Here is a 17360-nt window from a genome sequence, read left to right as displayed (position 1 = left end):
GGCGGCCGGGACCATGATCTACAGGGTGATGGCCGAGGAGTTGATGGTGAACGGTCACGGGGGAGCGGAAATGGCGGACTCGCAGCGGCAATTGCGTTCGGGCACGGTCGTACTCGGCGGCATGGGACTCCTGGCTCTCTAGATCCCCAATACGGCCCGGAGTTGGGTGAGTCCCCAGTCCAGGTCCTCCTTACTGATCACCAGCGGCGGCGCTATCCGGATGGTGGCGCCGTGGGTGTCCTTGACCAGCACACCCCGGTCCATCAGCTTCTCGGAGACCTCCCGGCCCGTGCCGTACGCCGGGGTGATGTCGATCCCCGCCCACAGCCCGCGCCCCCGGACCTGCGTCACCCTGCCCGTATCGCGCAACACCGCCAGCTCACGATGCAGATGGTCACCCAGCTCCGCGGACCGCGCCTGGAACTCCCGGGACCGCAGCATGGCGATGACCTCGATCGCCACCGCACAGGCCAGCGGATTCCCGCCGAACGTCGAACCGTGTTCCCCGGGCCGGAACACCCCCAGAACCTCTGCGCTCGACACCACCGCCGACACCGGCACGACCCCGCCCCCGAGCGCCTTGCCCAGCACATACATGTCCGGCACCACCCCCTCGTGCTCACACGCGAAGGTCCTGCCCGTCCGACCCAGTCCCGACTGGATCTCGTCGGCGATGAACAGGACATTCCGCTCCCGCGTCAACTCCCGTACGCCCGCGAGATAACCGGTCGGCGGCACCAGAACCCCCGCCTCACCCTGGATCGGCTCCAGCAGCACGGCGACCGTGTTCTCCGTGACGGCCTCGCGCATCGCGGTCAGATCGCCGTACGGCACGATCTCGAAGCCCGGCGTGTACGGGCCGAAGTCAGCCCGTGCCTCCGGGTCCGTGGAGAAGCTGATGATCGTCGTCGTGCGCCCGTGGAAGTTGTCGCTCGCCACGACGATCTTCGCCATCCCGTCGAGCACGCCCTTGACCTTGTACCCCCACTTCCGCGCGGTCTTCACGGCCGACTCCACCGCCTCCGCGCCCGTGTTCATCGGCAGCACCATCTCCATGCCGCACAGCTCCGCCAGCCGCGCGCAGAACTCGGCGAACCGGTCGTGATGAAACGCCCGCGATGTCAGCGTCACCCGCTCCAGCTGCGCTCTGGCCGCATCGATCAGCCGTCTGTTGCGGTGGCCGAAATTGAGCGCGGAGTATCCGGCCAGCAGGTCGAGAAAACGGCGCCCTTCGACATCCGTCATCCACGCCCCGTCCGCCGTGGCCACGACGACCGGCAGCGGGTGGTAAGTGTGCGCGCTGTTCGCTTCGGCCGAGGCGATCAGCTCCTCCGTACGGGTCACGGGATCTCCCATCTCCTCTCGGCACGCTTGCTCTGGGATCCAGGGGCCCCGGTATCCGGGGATCTGGGGTATCCGGGCGGGGTTTTCGGCCCCTTCCCATCGTCGCTCGCGTCTGCCTCGCATCATCGCTCGCATGGTGGACTCGGGGATCTGGCGATGGGCAGGCCCGGTAGGCTGATCGGCGGGCCGTGACTGGCGCGCTGGGATGGGACCGACCATCGGGGAGCGGCCCGCGATGAACAAGTGCCGTGCGCCTGGGCCGAACCGTGAACGCCACGTCCGGAGGTCCCTCATGTCCGACAAGTCTGCGCCCCTCTCCACCGAATCCACCGCCTTCCGCAGCGCCCTCGAAGTGATCCGCGCCGTCGAGCCCCGGGTCGCCGACGCCATCGGCCAGGAGGTCGCCGACCAGCGCGAGATGCTCAAGCTGATCGCCTCCGAGAACTACGCCTCCCCGGCCACCCTGCTGGCCATGGGCAACTGGTTCAGCGACAAGTACGCCGAGGGCACCATCGGCCGCCGCTTCTACGCCGGCTGCCGCAACGTCGACACCGTCGAAGCCCTCGCCGCCGAGCACGCCCGCGAACTCTTCGGCGCCCAGCACGCCTACGCCCAGCCGCACTCCGGCATCGACGCCAACCTCGTCGCCTTCTGGGCCGTCCTCGCCGATCGCGTGGAGGCCCCGGCGCTCGCGAAGGCCGGTGTCCGTAACGTCAACGACCTCTCCGAGGCCGACTGGGCCGAGCTCCGCCAGGCCTTCGGCAACCAGCGCATGCTCGGCATGTCCCTCGACGCCGGCGGCCACCTCACCCACGGCTTCCGCCCGAACATCTCCGGCAAGATGTTCGACCAGCGCTCCTACGGCACCGACCCCGCCACCGGCCTCATCGACTACGAGGCCCTGCGCATCTCCGCCCGTGAGTTCAAGCCCCTGATCATCGTCGCCGGCTATTCCGCGTACCCCCGTCTCGTGAACTTCCGCATCATGCGTGAGATCGCCGACGAGGTCGGTGCGACGCTGATGGTCGACATGGCGCACTTCGCGGGCCTCGTCGCCGGCAAGGTCCTCACCGGCGACTTCGACCCCGTCCCGCACGCCCAGATCGTCACGACCACCACCCATAAGTCGCTGCGCGGCCCGCGCGGCGGCATGGTGCTGTGCGACGACTCCCTCAAGGACCAGGTCGACCGCGGCTGCCCCATGGTGCTCGGCGGCCCCCTTCCTCATGTCATGGCCGCCAAGGCCGTCGCGCTCGCCGAGGCCCGCCGCCCCGAGTTCCGCGACTACGCCCAGGCCGTCGTCGACAACTCCCGCGCCCTCGCCGAGGGCCTGATGCGCCGGGGCGCCACCCTCGTCACGGGCGGCACCGACAACCACCTCAACCTGATCGATGTCGCCACCTCCTACGGCCTCACCGGCCGCCAGGCCGAGACCGCCCTGCTCGACTCGGGCATCGTCACCAACCGCAATGCCATCCCCGCCGACCCCAACGGCGCCTGGTACACCTCCGGCATCCGCATCGGCACCCCCGCCCTCACCACGCGCGGCCTGGGAACCGCCGAGATGGACGAGGTCGCCGGCCTGATCGACCGGGTCCTCACGACTGCGGAGCCCGGCACCACGGCGAAGGGCACCCCCTCCAAGGCCCAGCACATCCTGGACCCCAAGATCGCGGACGAGATCTCCCGCCGGGCCACCGACCTCGTGGCCGGCTTCCCGCTGTACCCGGAGATCGACCTGGGCTGAGACGGCGGGCTCGACTGACGGTGCTGAGCTCAACTGAGGCCCTGAGTGGCTTGCCTCAGCTGAGCCAGCCCGGTTCAGCCGGCACTGCGCGTGTTCAGCTGATCCAGCTCGGTTCAGCTGGGACGCGGCGCCTGCCGACTGGTTGCGCCGTACCGGTCACACATCCCGCAACTCTTGCCGAGGCCCGGTATCCCGTCCTCGCCCCCGGCCCGGAGGCAGTGCCACCGGCAACCGCGCCGCGAACGGTCGTAGCACCAGGGCCAGTACGGCTCCGACTGCCAGCCCCGGTATCGCCCACCACCAGTCGGTTCCGTCGTCTGCCCCTGCGGCGGCCGTGGCCGTAGTCGCAGGGGTCTCGTCGGCGCCGGGCGGCACCGCGGCCGATGTGTCGTCCGACGAGTGCTGCGGCCCCGAAGCCGGGTTCGTCCCCGCAGGGTGTTCGCTCATGACGCCAAGACCGGTGAGCAGGGACCGGAGCTCGTCGGGCTTCTCCGCTCGGTGCCAGACCTCCTTCGGCGGCTTCAACGCATCAGGCGCCAGTGTGAGCTGCGTTTGGATCCAGACGCTCCGGGAGCCGGGCACGTCAGGATGCACCCTGTCCACACGCCAGGGAGTGACGTCATGGATCATCCATGTGATGTTGATCCCGCGGCCTATGGAGTCGAGGTCCGGCGGCTTCTCCTGCAACTTCTCGAGGTCGCCGCCCCGCTGAGGCAGCAGGTCGCTCAGGCGCACGTATTCCGCGTCGCTGGTGTACAGCGACGCCGTCTCCCCGCTGTAGGGCGATACGAGCAGCACACTCGTCGGCCCGCCCGCCACCGCGGTCGGCGCCCCGGTCAGTACCAGAGCGAGCGCCACCGTCAACGCCCCGGCTGCCGCTGCCAGTTCACGAACCCTGCGCATCGGATGCATCGGACCCCCAGTCGACCCCGGATGCGGCCTGTCCGCACCCTGTCACTTCTGGTACACCGCTCGACCCGCCGGGGTTCCCACTCGGCCCGCATGACTTCCGACCACTTCGCGGCGCCCGCCCCCAAATGGGCCAGCTCCGCGGCTCTACTCCGCGGCACTACTCCACGGACTCCGCTACAGCCTCCGCCCGCTCCCGCGACTCCACACCCTCGAGCCGCAGCGTCCGCTGCTCCCCCTGGTCCTCCCACAACAGGGTCGGCCCCGCCGTGCGGACCGTCCTGGCGTACTCGTGGCCGCGGGCGTCGATCAGCGCGAGCTCAAGGCGGTGGGGCTCGGCGAACCACAGGCCCGAGTCGCCGTTCACCGTGACCGGTTCGTAGGGCACCGTCGTCGACTTCCAGAACAGCGGAGAGAGCGTCGCCCGGAACTGGTCGAGCCGTATCACCTCACCGTCCCCGTTGTCCCAGCACAGCGACAGGACCCGGCGGTCAGCCGACACCTGTGCCGCCGACGGGCGCCCCAACTCCCTTGGCAGCAGCGGCTCGATCCCTGCCCGCCGGGCAGCTCCCGCCACGGTCAGGCCCTGCTCGCAGCCCGGCACCGGAGACGGAGAAGCGTGTGGCTCCGACGGCTCGTACCGCACCTCGACGCCACCGAATCCGAACCAGTCGACGACCGCCGCCCGCACCGGAGGCGTGAGCACCAGCACCGTCAGCAGTCCGCACAGCGCGGCGGTCAGCGAACGCCAGCGCTGCCGCGTCCACCGCCGAGCCGACCGGATCCGCGTCGCCGGTCCCGACGGCTCGGCCACCGGGACCGGCACCTGCTCGGCCAGTATCTGCTCCAGCACCCGCTCGACCATCGACTCGGTCCCGCTCGCACCCGGCGGATCCAGCGACCGTCCGAGCGCACGCAGCTCCTCGGGCAGCCGGTCCGCGTTCCCGCGCGCACGCCCCGGCTCGCCGGGGGCACGACCACCCGGGGACTCCGCGCCCCCGTGCTCGTACGACTCACTCATGCTCATCACCTCCTTCCCGGGGCTGGAAATCCGGCAGCAGCCGCTGCAGTTTGCGCAGGGCGCGGTTGAGCCGGGACTTGACCGTCCCACGCGGCCAGCCCAGAGCCTGGGCCGTCTCCGGCTCATCCATCTCCAGCAGATAGCGGTACGTGACGACCCGTCGGTGCTCCTCGCTCAGCCGGTCCAGGGCGGCCAGCAGCGCCGCCCGGCGCTCGACCTCCAGCGCCGCGACCGCCGGGTCCGCCGACTCCGGTATCACCGGCTCAGCCTCCGTCAGCGCGGCCTCGCGGCCCACGACCGTGCGCTGGCGCACCGCCGTCCGCACTGTGTTCCTCGTCTCATTGGCGACGATCGACAGCAGCCACGGTCTGAAAGCCGCGCCGTCCCGAAAGCGCCCCAACGTGCAGTACGCCTTGAAGAAGGCCTGCTGCACCACGTCCTCCGCGTCCGCACCCGCGCCCAGTGCCGCGGCCGCTCTGAGTGCGATGCCCGTATGGGCACGCACCAGCTCCGCATACGCCTCCGGCTCTCCGGCGCGTACGCGTGCGATCACCGCGGCCTCATCGACGATGCGGCCCCCCTCCCGCGTCCTCACACTCTTGTTACACCGCCGGAGACGGATCGGTTCCCATCTGTTTCCGACCAGTTCCGGACCGACTCCCGACACCTGAGAGAATGAGGCCATGGCTTCTGACAGTCCCCGCGTGCTTTCCGGAATCCAGCCCACCGCGGGCTCGTTCCACCTCGGCAATTACCTCGGCGCCGTCCGTCAGTGGGTGGCTCTGCAGGAGACCCACGACGCGTTCTACACGGTCGTCGACCTGCATGCGATCACCCTTCCGCAGGACCCCGCCGAGCTGCGCTCCAACACCCGGCTCGCCGCCGCCCAGCTGCTGGCCGCCGGGCTCGACCCGGAGCGGTGCACGCTCTTCGTCCAGAGCCATGTCCCCGAGCACGCCCAGCTCGCCTGGATCATGAACTGCCTCACCGGGTTCGGCGAGGCGTCCCGTATGACCCAGTTCAAGGACAAGTCCTCCAGGCAGGGTGCCGACCGGGCCTCCGTGGGCCTGTTCACGTACCCGATCCTCCAGGTCGCGGACATCCTGCTGTACCAGGCCAACGAGGTGCCGGTCGGCGAGGACCAGCGGCAGCACATCGAGCTCACGCGCGATCTCGCCGAGCGCTTCAACGGCCGCTTCGGGCAGACGTTCACGGTCCCGGCGCCGCACATCCTCAAGGAGACGGCGAAGATCTACGACCTCCAGGACCCGTCGATCAAGATGAGCAAGTCGGCGTCGACCCCGAAGGGCCTCATCAACCTCCTCGACGAGCCCAAGGCGACCGCCAAGAAGGTCAAGAGCGCGGTCACCGACACCGGCACGGAGATCCGCTACGACGCCGAGAACAAACCCGGCATCAGCAACCTGCTGAGCATCTACTCCACCCTCACCGGAGCCGGTATCGAGGAACTGGAGCAGAAGTACGTAGGCAAGGGCTACGGTGCGCTCAAGACGGACCTGTCCGAGGTCATGGTCGACTTCGTGACGCCGTTCCGGGAGCGTACGCAGCAGTATCTGGACGACCCGGAGACGCTCGACTCGATCCTGGCCAAGGGTGCGGAGAAGGCGCGCGCCGTCGCCGCGGAGACGCTCTCCCAGGCGTACGAGAAAGTGGGCTTCCTGCCCGCCAAACACTGACCGAGGCACTGACACCCGGGATCGGGCCCGACGGCCGTACAGTCGTAAGCCGTACGGAAACAGGGAACACACAGGACCAGCGGCCATCCCTGTCCGCCAGAAGAGTCCGAGCCACCGGGAACACCCAGCGCACCACGGCAAGCACCACCACAACGGCAAGCACAACAGCAAGCACAACGACAGGAGACGACGTGGGGACCGTAACGATCGGCGTGTCGATCGCGGTCCCGGAGCCACACGGCAGCCTGCTCCAGGAGCGGCGCGCGGGCTTCGGCGACGCCGCCGCTTCCGGCATCCCCACCCATGTCACGCTGCTGCCGCCGACGGAGGTCGACGACTCGGCGCTGCCCGCGATCGAGGCGCACCTCGTGGAGGTCGCGGCCGCCGGGCGCCCCTTCCCGATGCGGCTGAGCGGCACAGGAACCTTCCGCCCGCTGTCGCCCGTCGTGTACGTCCAGGTCGTCGAGGGGGCCGAGGCCTGTACGTGGCTGCAGAAGCAGGTCCGGGACGCCTCCGGGCCCGTGGCACGCGAACTGCAGTTCCCGTACCACCCGCATGTGACGGTGGCGCACGGAATCGACGACGAGGCGATGGACCGGGCGTACGAGGAGCTGTCCGAGTACGAGGCCGAGTGGCCGTGCACCGGGTTCGCGCTCTACGAGCAGGGCTCCGACGGGGTGTGGCGCAGGCTCCGTGACTTCGTGTTCGGGGGAGCGGTGGTGCCTCCGCAGGCGACCGCGTCCACGCAGAGCGACACCACGTTGCCTACACGCTGAAGGCCGACCGGGCGCCCTGACCGCTCAGCGGCGACTACACGGGCAGGCGCCTGACCACCGCCCTCGGGGCATGCCGCAGCGCCGACATCACCAGGCGCAGCGACCCTGGCACCCACACCGTCTCGGAGCGCCGACGCAGGCCCACTTCGATCGCGGTCGCCACCGCCTCCGGGGTCGTCGCGAGGGGGGCCTCCGGGAGACCGGCCGTCATGCGGGAGCGTACGAATCCGGGGCGTACGACCATGACGTGGACGCCTGTGCCGTGCAGCGCGTCGCCCAGGCCCTGGGCGAAGGCGTCGAGGCCCGCCTTGCTGGAGCCGTAGATGAAGTTGGCGCGGCGGGCGCGTTCGCCGGCGACCGAGGAGAGCACCACCAGGGAGCCGTGTCCCTGAGCCTGCAGTGCTTTGGCGCAGATCAGGCCGGACGAGACCGCGCCGGTGTAGTTGGTCTGGGCGACGCGTACGGCCGCACCGGGCTCGTTCTCGTCGCGCGCCTGGTCCCCCAGGACGCCGAATGCGAGCAGCACCAGGTCGATGTCGCCCTCGCTGAAGACCGGGCCGAGCGCGGACTCGTGGGAGGCGGAGTCGAGCGCGTCGAAGGCGACGGTGCGTACGTCGGCGCCGAGTTCGCGCAGCCCGGAAGCGGCCGACTCCAGGGCAGGTGAGGGGCGGCCCGCGAGCCAGACCGTGCGGGTGCGGCGGGCGATCAGACGGCGCGCGGTGGCGAGCGCGATCTCGGACGTGCCGCCGAGGACGAGCAGGGACTGGGGGGCTCCGAAGGCGTCCTTCATGAAAATCGAGCTCCTGTAGAGGTGGGTTGGAAAACCGGACTCCGTGTACGGCTCACAGTCCGAGGCGCCGCGACAGATCCGACGTGAACACCCCGGCCGGGTCCAACTCCGCCCGCAGCGCACGGAATTCATCGAGCCGTGGATACATCGCGGCGAGCAGCTCGGGCCGCAGCCGTGCGTCCTTCGCGAGGTAGACGCGTCCGCCGGCCGCCGCGACCTCCTCGTCCAGCTCGTCCAGGAAGGCGCCGAGTCCCGGCAGGTTCGCGGGGAGGTCCAAGGCGAGCGTCCAGCCGGGCACCGGGAAGGACAGCCAGCCCGGATCGCCCTCCCCGAAGCGCTTCAGCACGGCGAGGAACGACGGGCAGCGGCGCCGCGAGATCCGGTGCACGATCCGGTGCACGGCGCCCTCCTGGCCGTATCCGACGACGAACTGGTACTGCACGAAACCGCCCCTCCCGTAGAGGCGGTTCCAGTGCGGCACACCGTCGAGGGGGTGGAAGAAGGCGGAGATCTTCTGCAGTGCGCCGACGCGCGCGCGTGGGGTCTTCCGGTACCAGAGCTCATTGAAGAGGCCGACCGTCGTGCGGCCGAGCAAGCCGTCGGGGACCAAGGAGGGGGCGGCGGGAAGGCGAAGAGGACGGAACGCGAGTGGGTCTCTACGCGCGCGTGCGGGCAGTGCGTCGACAGGAGCGTGGTCCCCGCGTGTCAGCACCGAGCGCCCCAGCGACGTACCGCGGGCGAGCAGGTCGATCCAGGCGACCGAGTAGCGGTAGCGGTGGTCGGTGGCCGTGAGGCGGGCCATCAAGTCGTCCAGGTCCTTGGCGCGTTCCGTGTCGACCGACATCAAGGAGGTCTCCACGGGCTGGAGCCGCACGGTCGCCGCGAGGACGACGCCCGTCAGGCCCATGCCGCCCACGGTGGCGTCGAAGAGCGGCGTGTCACGGGCCACCGTACGGATCTCGCCGTCCGCGGTGAGCAGTTCCAGGGCGCGCACATGGCGGGTGAACGAACCGGACACATGGTGGTTCTTGCCGTGGATGTCGGCGCCGATCGCCCCGCCGACCGTCACATAGCGGGTCCCGGGCGTCACCGGCACGAACCAGCCCAGCGGCAGCAGGACCTGCATCAGCGTGTGCAGGCTGACCCCGGCGTCGCACAGGACCGTCCCGCCGTCCGCGTCGATCGCGTGGATCCGGTCAAGGCCCGTCATGTCGAACACGGCCCCGCCCGCGTTCTGCGCCGCGTCCCCGTACGCCCGTCCCAGCCCTCGCGCAATGCCCCCGCGGGCCCCGCACGTCCGGACGGCCGCCGCGGCCTCCTCGTAGGTACGAGGGCGGATCAGGCGGGCGGTCGTGGGGGCGGTGCGGCCCCACCCCGTGACGGGCGCGGGGGCGATGTCGGAGACGGAGGCAGAGGCGACGGCGGACGAGGCGGAGGTGACCGTGGACGTGGAATCGGCGGGCATACCGGCGACCGTATCGTCCCTATATAGGCGTTTGATTAAGGAAACAGTCGAAGTGTCAATACTCTCGCCGAAACGGGTGATTAATGGGATGTCGTCAAATATCGCCGGAGTTCTGGGATGGTCGCCGTGAACAGTGGACCGGCATGGACGACCTTGACCGACGGCTTCTCTCCGCCCTCCACGGCTGCGGTACGGACCCACGCGTCGCGGCCGCTGCCCGCGCTCTGTCCCGGGCGGGAGAGCATGGCGCGCTATGGCTCGCGGCCGGGCTCCTGGGCGCCGCCGTGGACCGTGAGCGGCGCGGTGCCTGGCTTCGTGGCACGGCCCTGACCGCCGGCGCGCACCTGGTCGGCATGGGCGCGAAGCGCCTGGTGCGCCGCCCGCGCCCCGGGCACGTCGAGCCCCTGGTCCGTACCGTCGGACGGCATTCCTTCCCCAGCGTGCACGCCACGTCGGCAGCGGCGGCGGCCGTCGCCTATGGAGCACTGGGTGCGCGTCCGGTGCCGCCGCTGGCCGCCGCCGTGTGCGTCTCGCGGCTGGTCGCCGGCGTCCACTATCCCTCGGATGTGGCGGCGGGCGCGGCTCTCGGCGCGCTCACCGCCCGGCTCGGCTCCCGCTGGATGCTGACGCCCAGCCTCGCGGACAACAGGAGGCCGCGACCATGACGGAAACGGCCCTCCTGGAGGGCACGCCGCAGCCGCAGCCCGGTCCTCAGAAAATGGGCCTCCTAAGAGGCCTGTTTTGGACCGCCCGTCCCAGACAGTGGGTCAAAAACGTCCTTGTAGTCGCCGCTCCGGCCGCCGCCGGCGAGCTCTTCTCGCGTCACGCGCTCACGCAAGTCGCGCTCTGCTTCGTGCTGTTCACCGTCTGCGCCATCGCCGTGTACCTGATCAACGACGCACAGGACGCCGACGCCGACCGCGCCCATCCGGTCAAGCGCCATCGCCCGGTCGCCGCCGGGCATGTGCCCGTACCGGTCGCGTACGCCGTCGGGGCCGTCCTCGCCGTCGTAGCCCCGGCCGCCGCCGCGGTGCTCTGCTCGCCGGTCACCTCGGCGTTGCTGATCGCCTACCTGGGCATGCAACTGGCGTACTGCGTCAGCCTCAAGCACGTCCTCGTCGTCGATCTTGTCGTGGTGACCACCGGATTCCTGATGCGCGCGATGATCGGCGGGATCGCGCTCGGCATCCCGCTGTCGCGCTGGTTCCTGATCACCACGGGCTTCGGCGCGCTGTTCGTGGTCGCCGCCAAGCGGTACTCCGAAGCCGTACAGATGGCCGGAAAAGCGGGCGCCACGCGCGCGTTGCTCACCGAATACACCACCGGCTACCTCCGGTTCGTCTGGCAGCTCGCGGCCGGCGTCGCCGTCCTCGGCTACTGCCTGTGGGCCCTGGAGAAGGGCGGCCTGCCGCACACCGGCGTGCTGCCCTGGCGACAGCTGTCGGTGGTCGCCTTCGTCCTCGCTGTCCTCCGGTACGCCGTCTTCGCCGACCGCGGCACCGCCGGCGAGCCCGAGGAGGTCCTCCTGCGCGACCGCCCGCTCGCCCTGATCGGCGGGGCGTGGCTCGGGATGTACGCCCTGGAGGTTGCCGACTGGTGAGCGAAATCGGGGTACCCGGACATGGGTCGTCGGCATAGGGGGCAGGTTCGGATCATGGACTGGCTGAAAAGTCTCCCCGGCGTCGGGCCGGTCGTCACGCGTCTGATGGCCACGCACGCGTGGCGCTCGTACGAACGCCTGGACCGCGTGAAGTGGACACGGCTCGCGGCCGCGATGACGTTCATCAGCTTCGTCTCGCTCTTCCCGCTGATCACCGTCGCCGCCGCGGTGGCCGCCGCGACCCTCGACGAGAAGGGGCAGCGGGAGCTCGAGGACAAGATCGCCGAGCAGATCCCCGGCATCTCCGACCAGTTGGACATCGGCGGCCTGGTGAACAACGCCGGCACCGTCGGCGTCATCGCGGGCGCCCTGCTGCTGTTCACCGGCATCGGCTGGGTCGGCTCCATGCGCGAGTGCCTGCGGGCGGTGTGGGAGCTGCCTGACCCCGACGAGAACCCCGTACTGCGCAAGGCCAAGGATGCGGGGGTTCTGGTCGGTCTCGGCGGCGCCGTACTCGTCACGATCGCCGTGTCCGCCGTCGCGGCGACAATGGTCGGCTGGACGGCCCGGCAGCTCGGCATCGACGAGGCCGGCTGGGGCAGCGCGCTGCTGCAGGCCGCCGCGTTCGCCATCGCCGTCCTCGCCGACTTCCTGCTCCTGCTGTACGTCCTGACGCTGCTGCCCGGCGTCGAGCCGACCCGCCGCCGGCTTTTCACCGCGGCGCTGATCGGCGCCGTCGGGTTCGAGCTGCTGAAGCTGCTGCTCAGCGGCTATATCAGCGGCGTCGCCTCGAAGAGCATGTACGGCGCCTTCGGGGTGCCCGTGGCGCTGCTGCTGTGGATCAACTTCACCGCGAAACTGGTGCTCTTCTGCGCCGCCTGGACGGCGGCGCAGAAGAACGAGTCCCTGGATTCGGAGGCCTCCCAGGACTCCGAGGACGGGGACTCCGGGGAGTCCTCCGAGAAGGCCGGCGCGAAAGCCGACGAGGGCGCTGAAGAAGGCGCGCAGGCCGGCAAGCCAGACGTCGGCACGGTCGTCGGCAAGACGGTCGTCGGCAAGACGGACGTCAGGGGCGCGGCCGGCGGCGCACCAGGTCGGGCAGCGGCCAGCGGCGGTTGACGAGGAACGCCCCGCCGGCGAGGAGTACGAGCACGCCTCCGGTGATCCCCAGCGCGATACCGACGCCGCTCGACCCCGCGTCCTGCGCTGAGGCGGCGACCGGGTTGCCGTCACCGGAGCCGCCCGCCTCCCCGGAAGCCTCCGCGTCCGGCGCCGTACCCGTGTCCGCGCTCTTCGGCGGCACCAGCTCACCCACCGGCTCTATCTTGTCCGCCGCCTGGAAACCCCAGTCCAGAAGGCGAGCGGTCTCCTTGTAGACCTCGAAGTTCTCGTCCTTCTCCGGGTTCATGACCGTGACGAGCAGCACCTTGCCGTCACGCTCGGCGACCCCGGTGAAGGTGGAGCCCGCGTTCGTGGTGTTGCCGTTCTTCACGCCCGCGATGCCCTTGTAGACGCCGAGGCCGGGGGCGCCCGTCAGCAGCCGGTTGGTGTTCTGGATCTCGAAGGACTTGCGGGTCGTCTTGCCCTTCTTGTTCTTCTTCGTCTCGCCGGGGAACTTGGCGCGCACGGTCGAGGCGTACTCCCGGAAGTCCTTCTTCTGCAGTCCGGAGCGGGCGATGAGGGTCAGGTCGTACGCCGATGACACCTGCCCCACCTCGTCGTAGCCGTCCGGGCTGACCACGTGCGTGTCGAGGGCCTGGAGTTCCTCGGCGTGCGCGTTCATGTCCTGGACCGTCTGGTCGACGCCCCCGTTCATCGCGGACAGGACGCGTACGGCGTCGTTGCCGGAGCGAAGGAAGACGCCGAGCCACAGATCGTGGACCGTGTATGTCTCGTCCTCCTTGATGCCGACGAGGCTGGAGTTCGGACCGGTGCCCGCCAGGTCGGAGGGCACCACCTTGTGCTTCTCCTCACGCTGGCTGAACTTCGGCAGCAGCGTGTCCGCGAACAGCATCTTCAGGGTGCTCGCCGGGGCCAGTCGCCAGTGCGCGTTGTGCGCGGCCAGCACATCGCCGGACTCGGCGTCCGCGACGACCCAGGAGCGCGCGCTCAGGTCCTTCGGCAGCACCGGGGCGCCAGTGCCGAGGTTCACCTGGGTGCCCGCCTTGCCGAGTTGGGCGCCGCCCACGGTCGACATGTCCGCCGGGGCCGTGGCGCTCGGTGAGGTGCTGGCCTTCGGGGTCGCCTTCTGACTCGGTGTCGGCGTTCCGTCCGCGACGGCGGGCCCGGTGGCGATCGCGGTCGCGGAGAGCGACAAGGTCAACAAGGTGGCGGAAGTGACCAGCAAGGAGGACTTGGTGGTCTTTTTCATGGCGGACACGGACGAGAACGTACCTGGCCCCGGACGGGACGTCGCACCGCCCTCCCCACCGCTGCCCTCACCACGGCGGTTCGCTCCACCGCGGCCCACTCCGCTGTGGGTCTCCTCACCCCGGACGCGGTCACCGGTCGACGGCAGCGATACTGAACGTATGAAGCTCAGCCGTCCCGTCTCCTGGTTCCTGCTCGCCTTCGGGGTGTGGAGCTGGGTCATCTGGATCACTTTCGTCAAGAACCTGGTGGCGGACGGGAGTGGGCTCGCCTTCGAAGACGGCGAGCCGACCGGGTACTTCTGGGTGCATCTGACGCTCGCCGTCATCTCCTTTGTCCTTGGGACGGTCGTCGGGTTCATCGGGTTGCGCGGAGTTCGCGCCATTCACCGCACGTCATAACGGGAGCTCCGCGTGGTCATCGTCTTTGTGCTCATCATTGTGGTGGTGCTGGCGCTCTTCGGCGTCGTGCACTGGTACATGTGGCGCCGTCTGGTGCGCGACACGACGACCGGGCCGGGGCTCGCCCGGCGCGCGGGCGCGGCCGTGTTCATCGCCGGTCCGCTGCTCTTCGTCGCGGCGATGACCGCCGAGCGTGGCGGGGCTCCGTTCTGGCTCCAACAGGTGCTGGCCTGGCCGGGGTTCCTGTGGCTGGCGATCGTGCTCTATCTCCTGCTCGCGTTGCTCGTGGGAGAGGCCGTACGGCCCCTCGTACGGCGGGTCGTCGAACGGCGTTCAGCGCCTGAGACACCTGAAGCACCGGACGTGGTGGGCGAGCGCGAGCCGGTGGCGGTCGCCGCGCCCGACGCCGTCGTGGGGGCGGGGGCGGGGCAGCCCGGCTCCGGCGCGGCGGCGCTCGTTGCCGACGGAGACGACCGAGAGGGTGACGGCGAGGCTGAGGTCGCTTCTGACGGCGGTTCGGGGGCCGCGACCACGCCCCCCGGCGCCGCCACGTCCGGCGCGGCGGCCAGTGGGCCCTCCCGGCGTCTCTTCGTCTCCCGTGTGGTCGGTGGCGCCGCTGCCGCCGCCGCGCTGGGGACGGTCGGGTACGGGACGTACGGCGTGCTGCGCGGGCCGAAGGTGAAGCGGGTGACCGTGCCGCTGGCCAAACTGCCGCGGAGCGCGCACGGGTTCCGGATCGCCGTGGTCAGTGACATCCATCTGAGCCCCGTGCTCGGGCGTGGGTTCGCCCAGAAGGTCGTCGACACCATCAACTCGACTCAGCCCGACCTCATCGCGGTCGTGGGCGATCTCGTCGACGGCTCCGTGAAGGACCTCGGGCCCGCCGCCGCGCCGCTGGCCCGGCTGAGGGCGCGGCACGGCTCGTACTTCGTCACCGGCAATCACGAGTACATCTCCGGTGTCGAGCAGTGGGTCGAGCACGTACGCGAACTGGGGATGACTCCGATGGAGAACGTGCGCACGGAGCTGCCCGGCTTCGATCTCGCCGGTGTCAACGACGTGTCGGGTGAGGACGAGGGGCAGGGGCCCGACTTCGAGAAGGCGCTCGGCGACCGCGACCGGGCACGCGCGTGCGTGCTGCTCGCCCATCAGCCGGTGCAGATCCACGACGCCGTGGACCACGGCGTGGACCTCCAGCTCTCCGGCCACTCGCACGGCGGCCAGCTCTGGCCCGGCAACTTCGTCGCGGCCCTCGCCAACCCGACCGTCGCGGGCCTGGAGCGCTACGGCGACACGCAGTTGTACGTCTCCCGGGGCGCCGGCGCGTGGGGGCCGCCCACCCGGGTGGGCGCACCGTCCGACATCACGGTCGTGGAACTGGCGTCCAGGCAGGCGTGACCGCCTCGGGGCCGGCCTTCGCGCACGTCCGACCGCCCCGGATCCGGGCTCCCAGCAGGCTGGGCTATCCCGGATCCGGACTCCCGCCCGTCCGGCCCGGCAGTGTCACCGTCACCGCCAGCCCCTTGCCCGGAGCCGTCCGTACCGCGACCTCGCCCCCGTGTGCGGTCACCACGCCCTGCACGATCGCCATGCCCAGGCCGCTGCCCGCGCCGCCGCCCGCCCGGAAGAACCGGTCGAAGATCCGTGCCGCGTCCTCCGCCGCCAGCCCCGGCCCCTCGTCCGCGACACACAGTCGTACGGTCCCGCCCTGGCGCTCCAGAGCGATGGTGACCGGTACATCGGCGGGCGTGTGCGTGCGTATGTTGCCGACGAGGTTGCCGAGGACCTGCCGCAGCCCCGACTCGTCGGCCTGGACGAGCAGGGCGCCGTCGGCGTCCACCTTCACCGGCCGGTCGGGCTGCTGGGCCCGCAGGTCCTCGGCGGCGTCCCGCACGAGGCGGCTCAAGTCGACGTTCTTGAAGCGAAGTTCGGGCTGCTGGTCGAGGCGCGCCAGGGTGAGCAGCTCGTCGACGAGTCGGCCCATACGGTCGGCCTCGCCGTTCATCCGGTCCCAGGCCCGCTTGCGTTCGACCGGTTCGCGCAGCATCCCCTTGTCGTACAGCTGGAGATAGCCGCGGATCGCCGACAGCGGCGTACGCAGCTCGTGCGAGGCGTCCGCGACGAAACGGCGCAACTGGGCCGCACTGCGCTCGCGCGTGCGGTACGCCGACTCGACCTGGTGCAGCATCGAGTTCAGGGCGAGCCGCAACTGCTCGACCTCCTCGGTGGGGTGCCGGCTGGAGGGCACCCGGCGGGTCAGATCCCCCTCGGCTATCGCCGACGAGGTCTCCACCATGTCCTCCAGGGGGCGCATCCGGCGCCGCACGCTGAGCATCGTCAGTACGCAGAGCAGCGCGAGCAGCAGGGCGCCGACGAAGAAGTCGAGTGCGACCGCCTTGCGGATCACCTCGTGCACGGAGCCGGTCGACCTGGCCATCAGCACAGTGGTGCCGTCGGCCAGGGGCGCGGCGGTGACCCGGAAGGGGGTGCCGTCCAGTTTGAGGTCGTGCGGTTCCTCGTCGTCGACGAGGGCGGCCGGACCGTCCACCGCTGCGGCGAGCGCGCGCTGGGTTTCGGTGGGCGCGAAGCTGCCGATGGCCGTGGGACGCCCTTGATCGTCCACCGCTACGAAGATGCCGTCCTGCACCCACGAGTCGGCGTCCGCCTCCTTGTCGGAGGGGGTGGGCGAGACCCGGGCGCGCACGGCGGCCAGCGCGCTCAGCGAGTCGACCTGTTTGAGGGTGAGTTTGGAGTCCCCGATCGAGTCGCGGGTCGCCATCAGTTGCGTATCGACGCTGTCCAGCAGGTAGGTCCGCATGGCCATCAGGCTCACCACGGTCGCCACGACGATGCCCAGTGCCAGCATCGCCACGTTCGCCAGCGTCAGCTGGCCACGCAGCGAGTGGATGCCTTTGCCGCCACGGCGCCGGATCGTCATGCGAGCCCGTATCCCACACCTCGGCGCGTCGTGATCACGGGAGCTCCCAGGGTGTCGAGCTTGCGCCGCAGATAGCTGATGTACGTCTCCACGACGGTCGACTCGGCCGAGTGCTCGTACTGCCAGACGTGGCGCAGGAGTTGGTCCTTGGGCACGATCCGCCCCTCGTTGCGCACCAGGAAGCGCAGCAGCGCGTACTCGGTCGGGGTGAGCTCCACCGAGCGGCCCGCGCGGTGCACGGAGTACGTCGTCTCGTCCAGCTCCAGGTCGCCGTAGCACAGGGGCGGGCGCTGGGGGAGGAC

Annotated in this window: 18 protein-coding genes and 1 riboswitch; of the genes, 9 read left to right on the top strand and 9 right to left on the bottom strand. The window is 70.3% G+C overall.

Annotated elements, in window-relative coordinates; all coding sequences use genetic code 11:
- Nucleotides 1-13: 13 nt before the first annotated feature.
- Nucleotides 14-142, top strand: a complete 129-nt coding sequence (locus tag G6048_RS50975; RefSeq protein ID WP_268978919.1) for a hypothetical protein — start codon at nt 14-16, stop codon at nt 140-142.
- On the opposite strand, the gene rocD is transcribed toward G6048_RS50975, so the two are convergent.
- Nucleotides 139-1356 (bottom strand): ornithine--oxo-acid transaminase, encoded by a 1218-nt coding sequence (gene rocD / locus G6048_RS20340; RefSeq protein WP_206341825.1) that lies wholly within the window; start codon nt 1354-1356, stop codon nt 139-141. The two genes, G6048_RS50975 and rocD, sit on opposite strands and share 4 nt — an antisense overlap.
- Nucleotides 1357-1522: 166 nt before the next feature.
- Nucleotides 1523-1611: riboswitch (ZMP/ZTP riboswitch) on the top strand.
- Between the two features lie 25 nt (nt 1612-1636).
- Here rocD and G6048_RS20335 point away from each other — a divergent pair.
- On the top strand, nt 1637-3091 hold the full coding sequence (locus G6048_RS20335) for a glycine hydroxymethyltransferase (protein WP_165340990.1): 1455 nt from the start codon (nt 1637-1639) through the stop codon (nt 3089-3091).
- Nucleotides 3092-3247: 156 nt separating this feature from the next.
- Here G6048_RS20335 and G6048_RS20330 read toward each other — a convergent pair whose 3' ends face one another.
- From G6048_RS20330 to G6048_RS20320, 3 genes are all read right to left on the bottom strand, one after another.
- Nucleotides 3248-3994, bottom strand: a complete 747-nt coding sequence (locus G6048_RS20330; RefSeq protein ID WP_235990089.1) for a hypothetical protein — start codon at nt 3992-3994, stop codon at nt 3248-3250.
- Between the two features lie 166 nt (nt 3995-4160).
- Nucleotides 4161-5021 carry a hypothetical protein gene (locus G6048_RS20325; protein ID WP_408056147.1) on the bottom strand — a complete coding sequence of 287 codons (861 nt, stop codon included), beginning with the start codon at nt 5019-5021 and terminating at the stop codon, nt 4161-4163.
- On the bottom strand, nt 5014-5616 hold the full coding sequence (locus G6048_RS20320; protein WP_328826470.1) for an RNA polymerase sigma factor: 603 nt from the start codon (nt 5614-5616) through the stop codon (nt 5014-5016). Before G6048_RS20320 ends, G6048_RS20325 begins: the two co-directional genes overlap by 8 nt.
- 88 nt (nt 5617-5704) lie before the next feature.
- Between G6048_RS20320 and trpS the strand changes: the two genes are divergently transcribed.
- Nucleotides 5705-6718 (top strand): tryptophan--tRNA ligase, encoded by a 1014-nt coding sequence (gene trpS, locus G6048_RS20315; RefSeq protein ID WP_165340988.1) that lies wholly within the window; start codon nt 5705-5707, stop codon nt 6716-6718.
- Between the two features lie 191 nt (nt 6719-6909).
- Nucleotides 6910-7494: a 2'-5' RNA ligase family protein gene (locus G6048_RS20310; protein ID WP_165340987.1), complete on the top strand. Its 585-nt coding sequence runs from the start codon at nt 6910-6912 to the stop codon at nt 7492-7494.
- Between the two features lie 34 nt (nt 7495-7528).
- Here G6048_RS20310 and G6048_RS20305 read toward each other — a convergent pair whose 3' ends face one another.
- Nucleotides 7529-8284 (bottom strand): decaprenylphospho-beta-D-erythro-pentofuranosid-2-ulose 2-reductase, encoded by a 756-nt coding sequence (locus tag G6048_RS20305; RefSeq protein ID WP_165340986.1) that lies wholly within the window; start codon nt 8282-8284, stop codon nt 7529-7531.
- A gap of 52 nt (nt 8285-8336) precedes the next feature.
- Nucleotides 8337-9749 (bottom strand): FAD-binding oxidoreductase, encoded by a 1413-nt coding sequence (locus G6048_RS20300; protein WP_206341824.1) that lies wholly within the window; start codon nt 9747-9749, stop codon nt 8337-8339.
- A gap of 143 nt (nt 9750-9892) precedes the next feature.
- Here G6048_RS20300 and G6048_RS20295 point away from each other — a divergent pair, with 143 nt between their 5' ends.
- From G6048_RS20295 to G6048_RS20285, 3 genes are read left to right on the top strand one after another with little or no spacing between them, the layout of a single operon-like run.
- Nucleotides 9893-10414, top strand: a complete 522-nt coding sequence (locus G6048_RS20295) for a phosphatase PAP2 family protein (protein ID WP_165340985.1) — start codon at nt 9893-9895, stop codon at nt 10412-10414.
- Nucleotides 10411-11349, top strand: a complete 939-nt coding sequence (locus tag G6048_RS20290; protein ID WP_165340984.1) for a decaprenyl-phosphate phosphoribosyltransferase — start codon at nt 10411-10413, stop codon at nt 11347-11349. Before G6048_RS20295 ends, G6048_RS20290 begins: the two co-directional genes overlap by 4 nt.
- A gap of 54 nt (nt 11350-11403) precedes the next feature.
- Nucleotides 11404-12468, top strand: coding sequence for a YihY/virulence factor BrkB family protein (locus tag G6048_RS20285; RefSeq protein ID WP_165340983.1), 1065 nt, complete (start codon nt 11404-11406; stop codon nt 12466-12468).
- On the opposite strand, the gene G6048_RS20280 is transcribed toward G6048_RS20285, so the two are convergent.
- Nucleotides 12416-13729, bottom strand: a complete 1314-nt coding sequence (locus G6048_RS20280; protein WP_328826465.1) for a D-alanyl-D-alanine carboxypeptidase family protein — start codon at nt 13727-13729, stop codon at nt 12416-12418. The genes G6048_RS20285 and G6048_RS20280 overlap by 53 nt on opposite strands.
- 151 nt (nt 13730-13880) lie before the next feature.
- Between G6048_RS20280 and G6048_RS49670 the strand changes: the two genes are divergently transcribed.
- Together G6048_RS49670 and G6048_RS20275 are read left to right on the top strand one after the other, a co-directional pair.
- On the top strand, nt 13881-14120 hold the full coding sequence (locus G6048_RS49670) for an SCO4848 family membrane protein (protein ID WP_235990082.1): 240 nt from the start codon (nt 13881-13883) through the stop codon (nt 14118-14120).
- A 12-nt stretch (nt 14121-14132) separates the two neighbouring features.
- Entirely contained in the window at nt 14133-15518 is a 1386-nt protein-coding gene (locus tag G6048_RS20275) for a metallophosphoesterase (RefSeq protein WP_165340982.1), read from the top strand.
- 64 nt (nt 15519-15582) lie between these two features.
- Here G6048_RS20275 and G6048_RS20270 read toward each other — a convergent pair whose 3' ends face one another.
- Entirely contained in the window at nt 15583-17058 is a 1476-nt protein-coding gene (locus tag G6048_RS20270) for a sensor histidine kinase (protein WP_165340981.1), read from the bottom strand.
- Nucleotides 17055-17360, bottom strand: a 306-nt coding sequence (locus G6048_RS20265) for a winged helix-turn-helix domain-containing protein (protein ID WP_165340980.1), incomplete at its 5' end; no start/stop codon positions are given. The genes G6048_RS20270 and G6048_RS20265, both read right to left, overlap by 4 nt.

It is taken from the genome of Streptomyces ureilyticus, from assembly GCF_011045025.1.
In the GTDB taxonomy this organism is placed as follows: domain Bacteria; phylum Actinomycetota; class Actinomycetes; order Streptomycetales; family Streptomycetaceae; genus Streptomyces; species Streptomyces ureilyticus.
The sequence above is the reverse complement of the archived record's forward strand: the minus strand, read 5'-3'. Positions and strand labels throughout refer to the sequence as shown.

Excerpts from the sequence above, each read along its gene's own strand:
- G6048_RS20270 (WP_165340981.1), bottom strand. The coding sequence starts at position 17,058 with ATGACGATCCGGCGCCGTGGCGGCAAAGGCATCCACTCGCTGCGTGGC.
- G6048_RS20290 (WP_165340984.1), top strand. The coding sequence starts at position 10,411 with ATGACGGAAACGGCCCTCCTGGAGGGCACGCCGCAGCCGCAGCCCGGT.
- G6048_RS20305 (WP_165340986.1), bottom strand. The coding sequence starts at position 8,284 with ATGAAGGACGCCTTCGGAGCCCCCCAGTCCCTGCTCGTCCTCGGCGGC.
- G6048_RS49670 (WP_235990082.1), top strand. The coding sequence starts at position 13,881 with ATGAAGCTCAGCCGTCCCGTCTCCTGGTTCCTGCTCGCCTTCGGGGTG.
- G6048_RS20330 (WP_235990089.1), bottom strand. The coding sequence starts at position 3,994 with ATGCGCAGGGTTCGTGAACTGGCAGCGGCAGCCGGGGCGTTGACGGTG.
- trpS (WP_165340988.1), top strand. The coding sequence starts at position 5,705 with ATGGCTTCTGACAGTCCCCGCGTGCTTTCCGGAATCCAGCCCACCGCG.
- rocD (WP_206341825.1), bottom strand. The coding sequence starts at position 1,356 with ATGGGAGATCCCGTGACCCGTACGGAGGAGCTGATCGCCTCGGCCGAA.
- G6048_RS20295 (WP_165340985.1), top strand. The coding sequence starts at position 9,893 with ATGGACGACCTTGACCGACGGCTTCTCTCCGCCCTCCACGGCTGCGGT.
- G6048_RS20300 (WP_206341824.1), bottom strand. The coding sequence starts at position 9,749 with ATGCCCGCCGATTCCACGTCCACGGTCACCTCCGCCTCGTCCGCCGTC.
- G6048_RS20335 (WP_165340990.1), top strand. The coding sequence starts at position 1,637 with ATGTCCGACAAGTCTGCGCCCCTCTCCACCGAATCCACCGCCTTCCGC.
- G6048_RS20325 (WP_408056147.1), bottom strand. The coding sequence starts at position 5,021 with ATGAGTGAGTCGTACGAGCACGGGGGCGCGGAGTCCCCGGGTGGTCGT.
- G6048_RS20285 (WP_165340983.1), top strand. The coding sequence starts at position 11,404 with ATGGACTGGCTGAAAAGTCTCCCCGGCGTCGGGCCGGTCGTCACGCGT.
- G6048_RS50975 (WP_268978919.1), top strand. The coding sequence starts at position 14 with ATGATCTACAGGGTGATGGCCGAGGAGTTGATGGTGAACGGTCACGGG.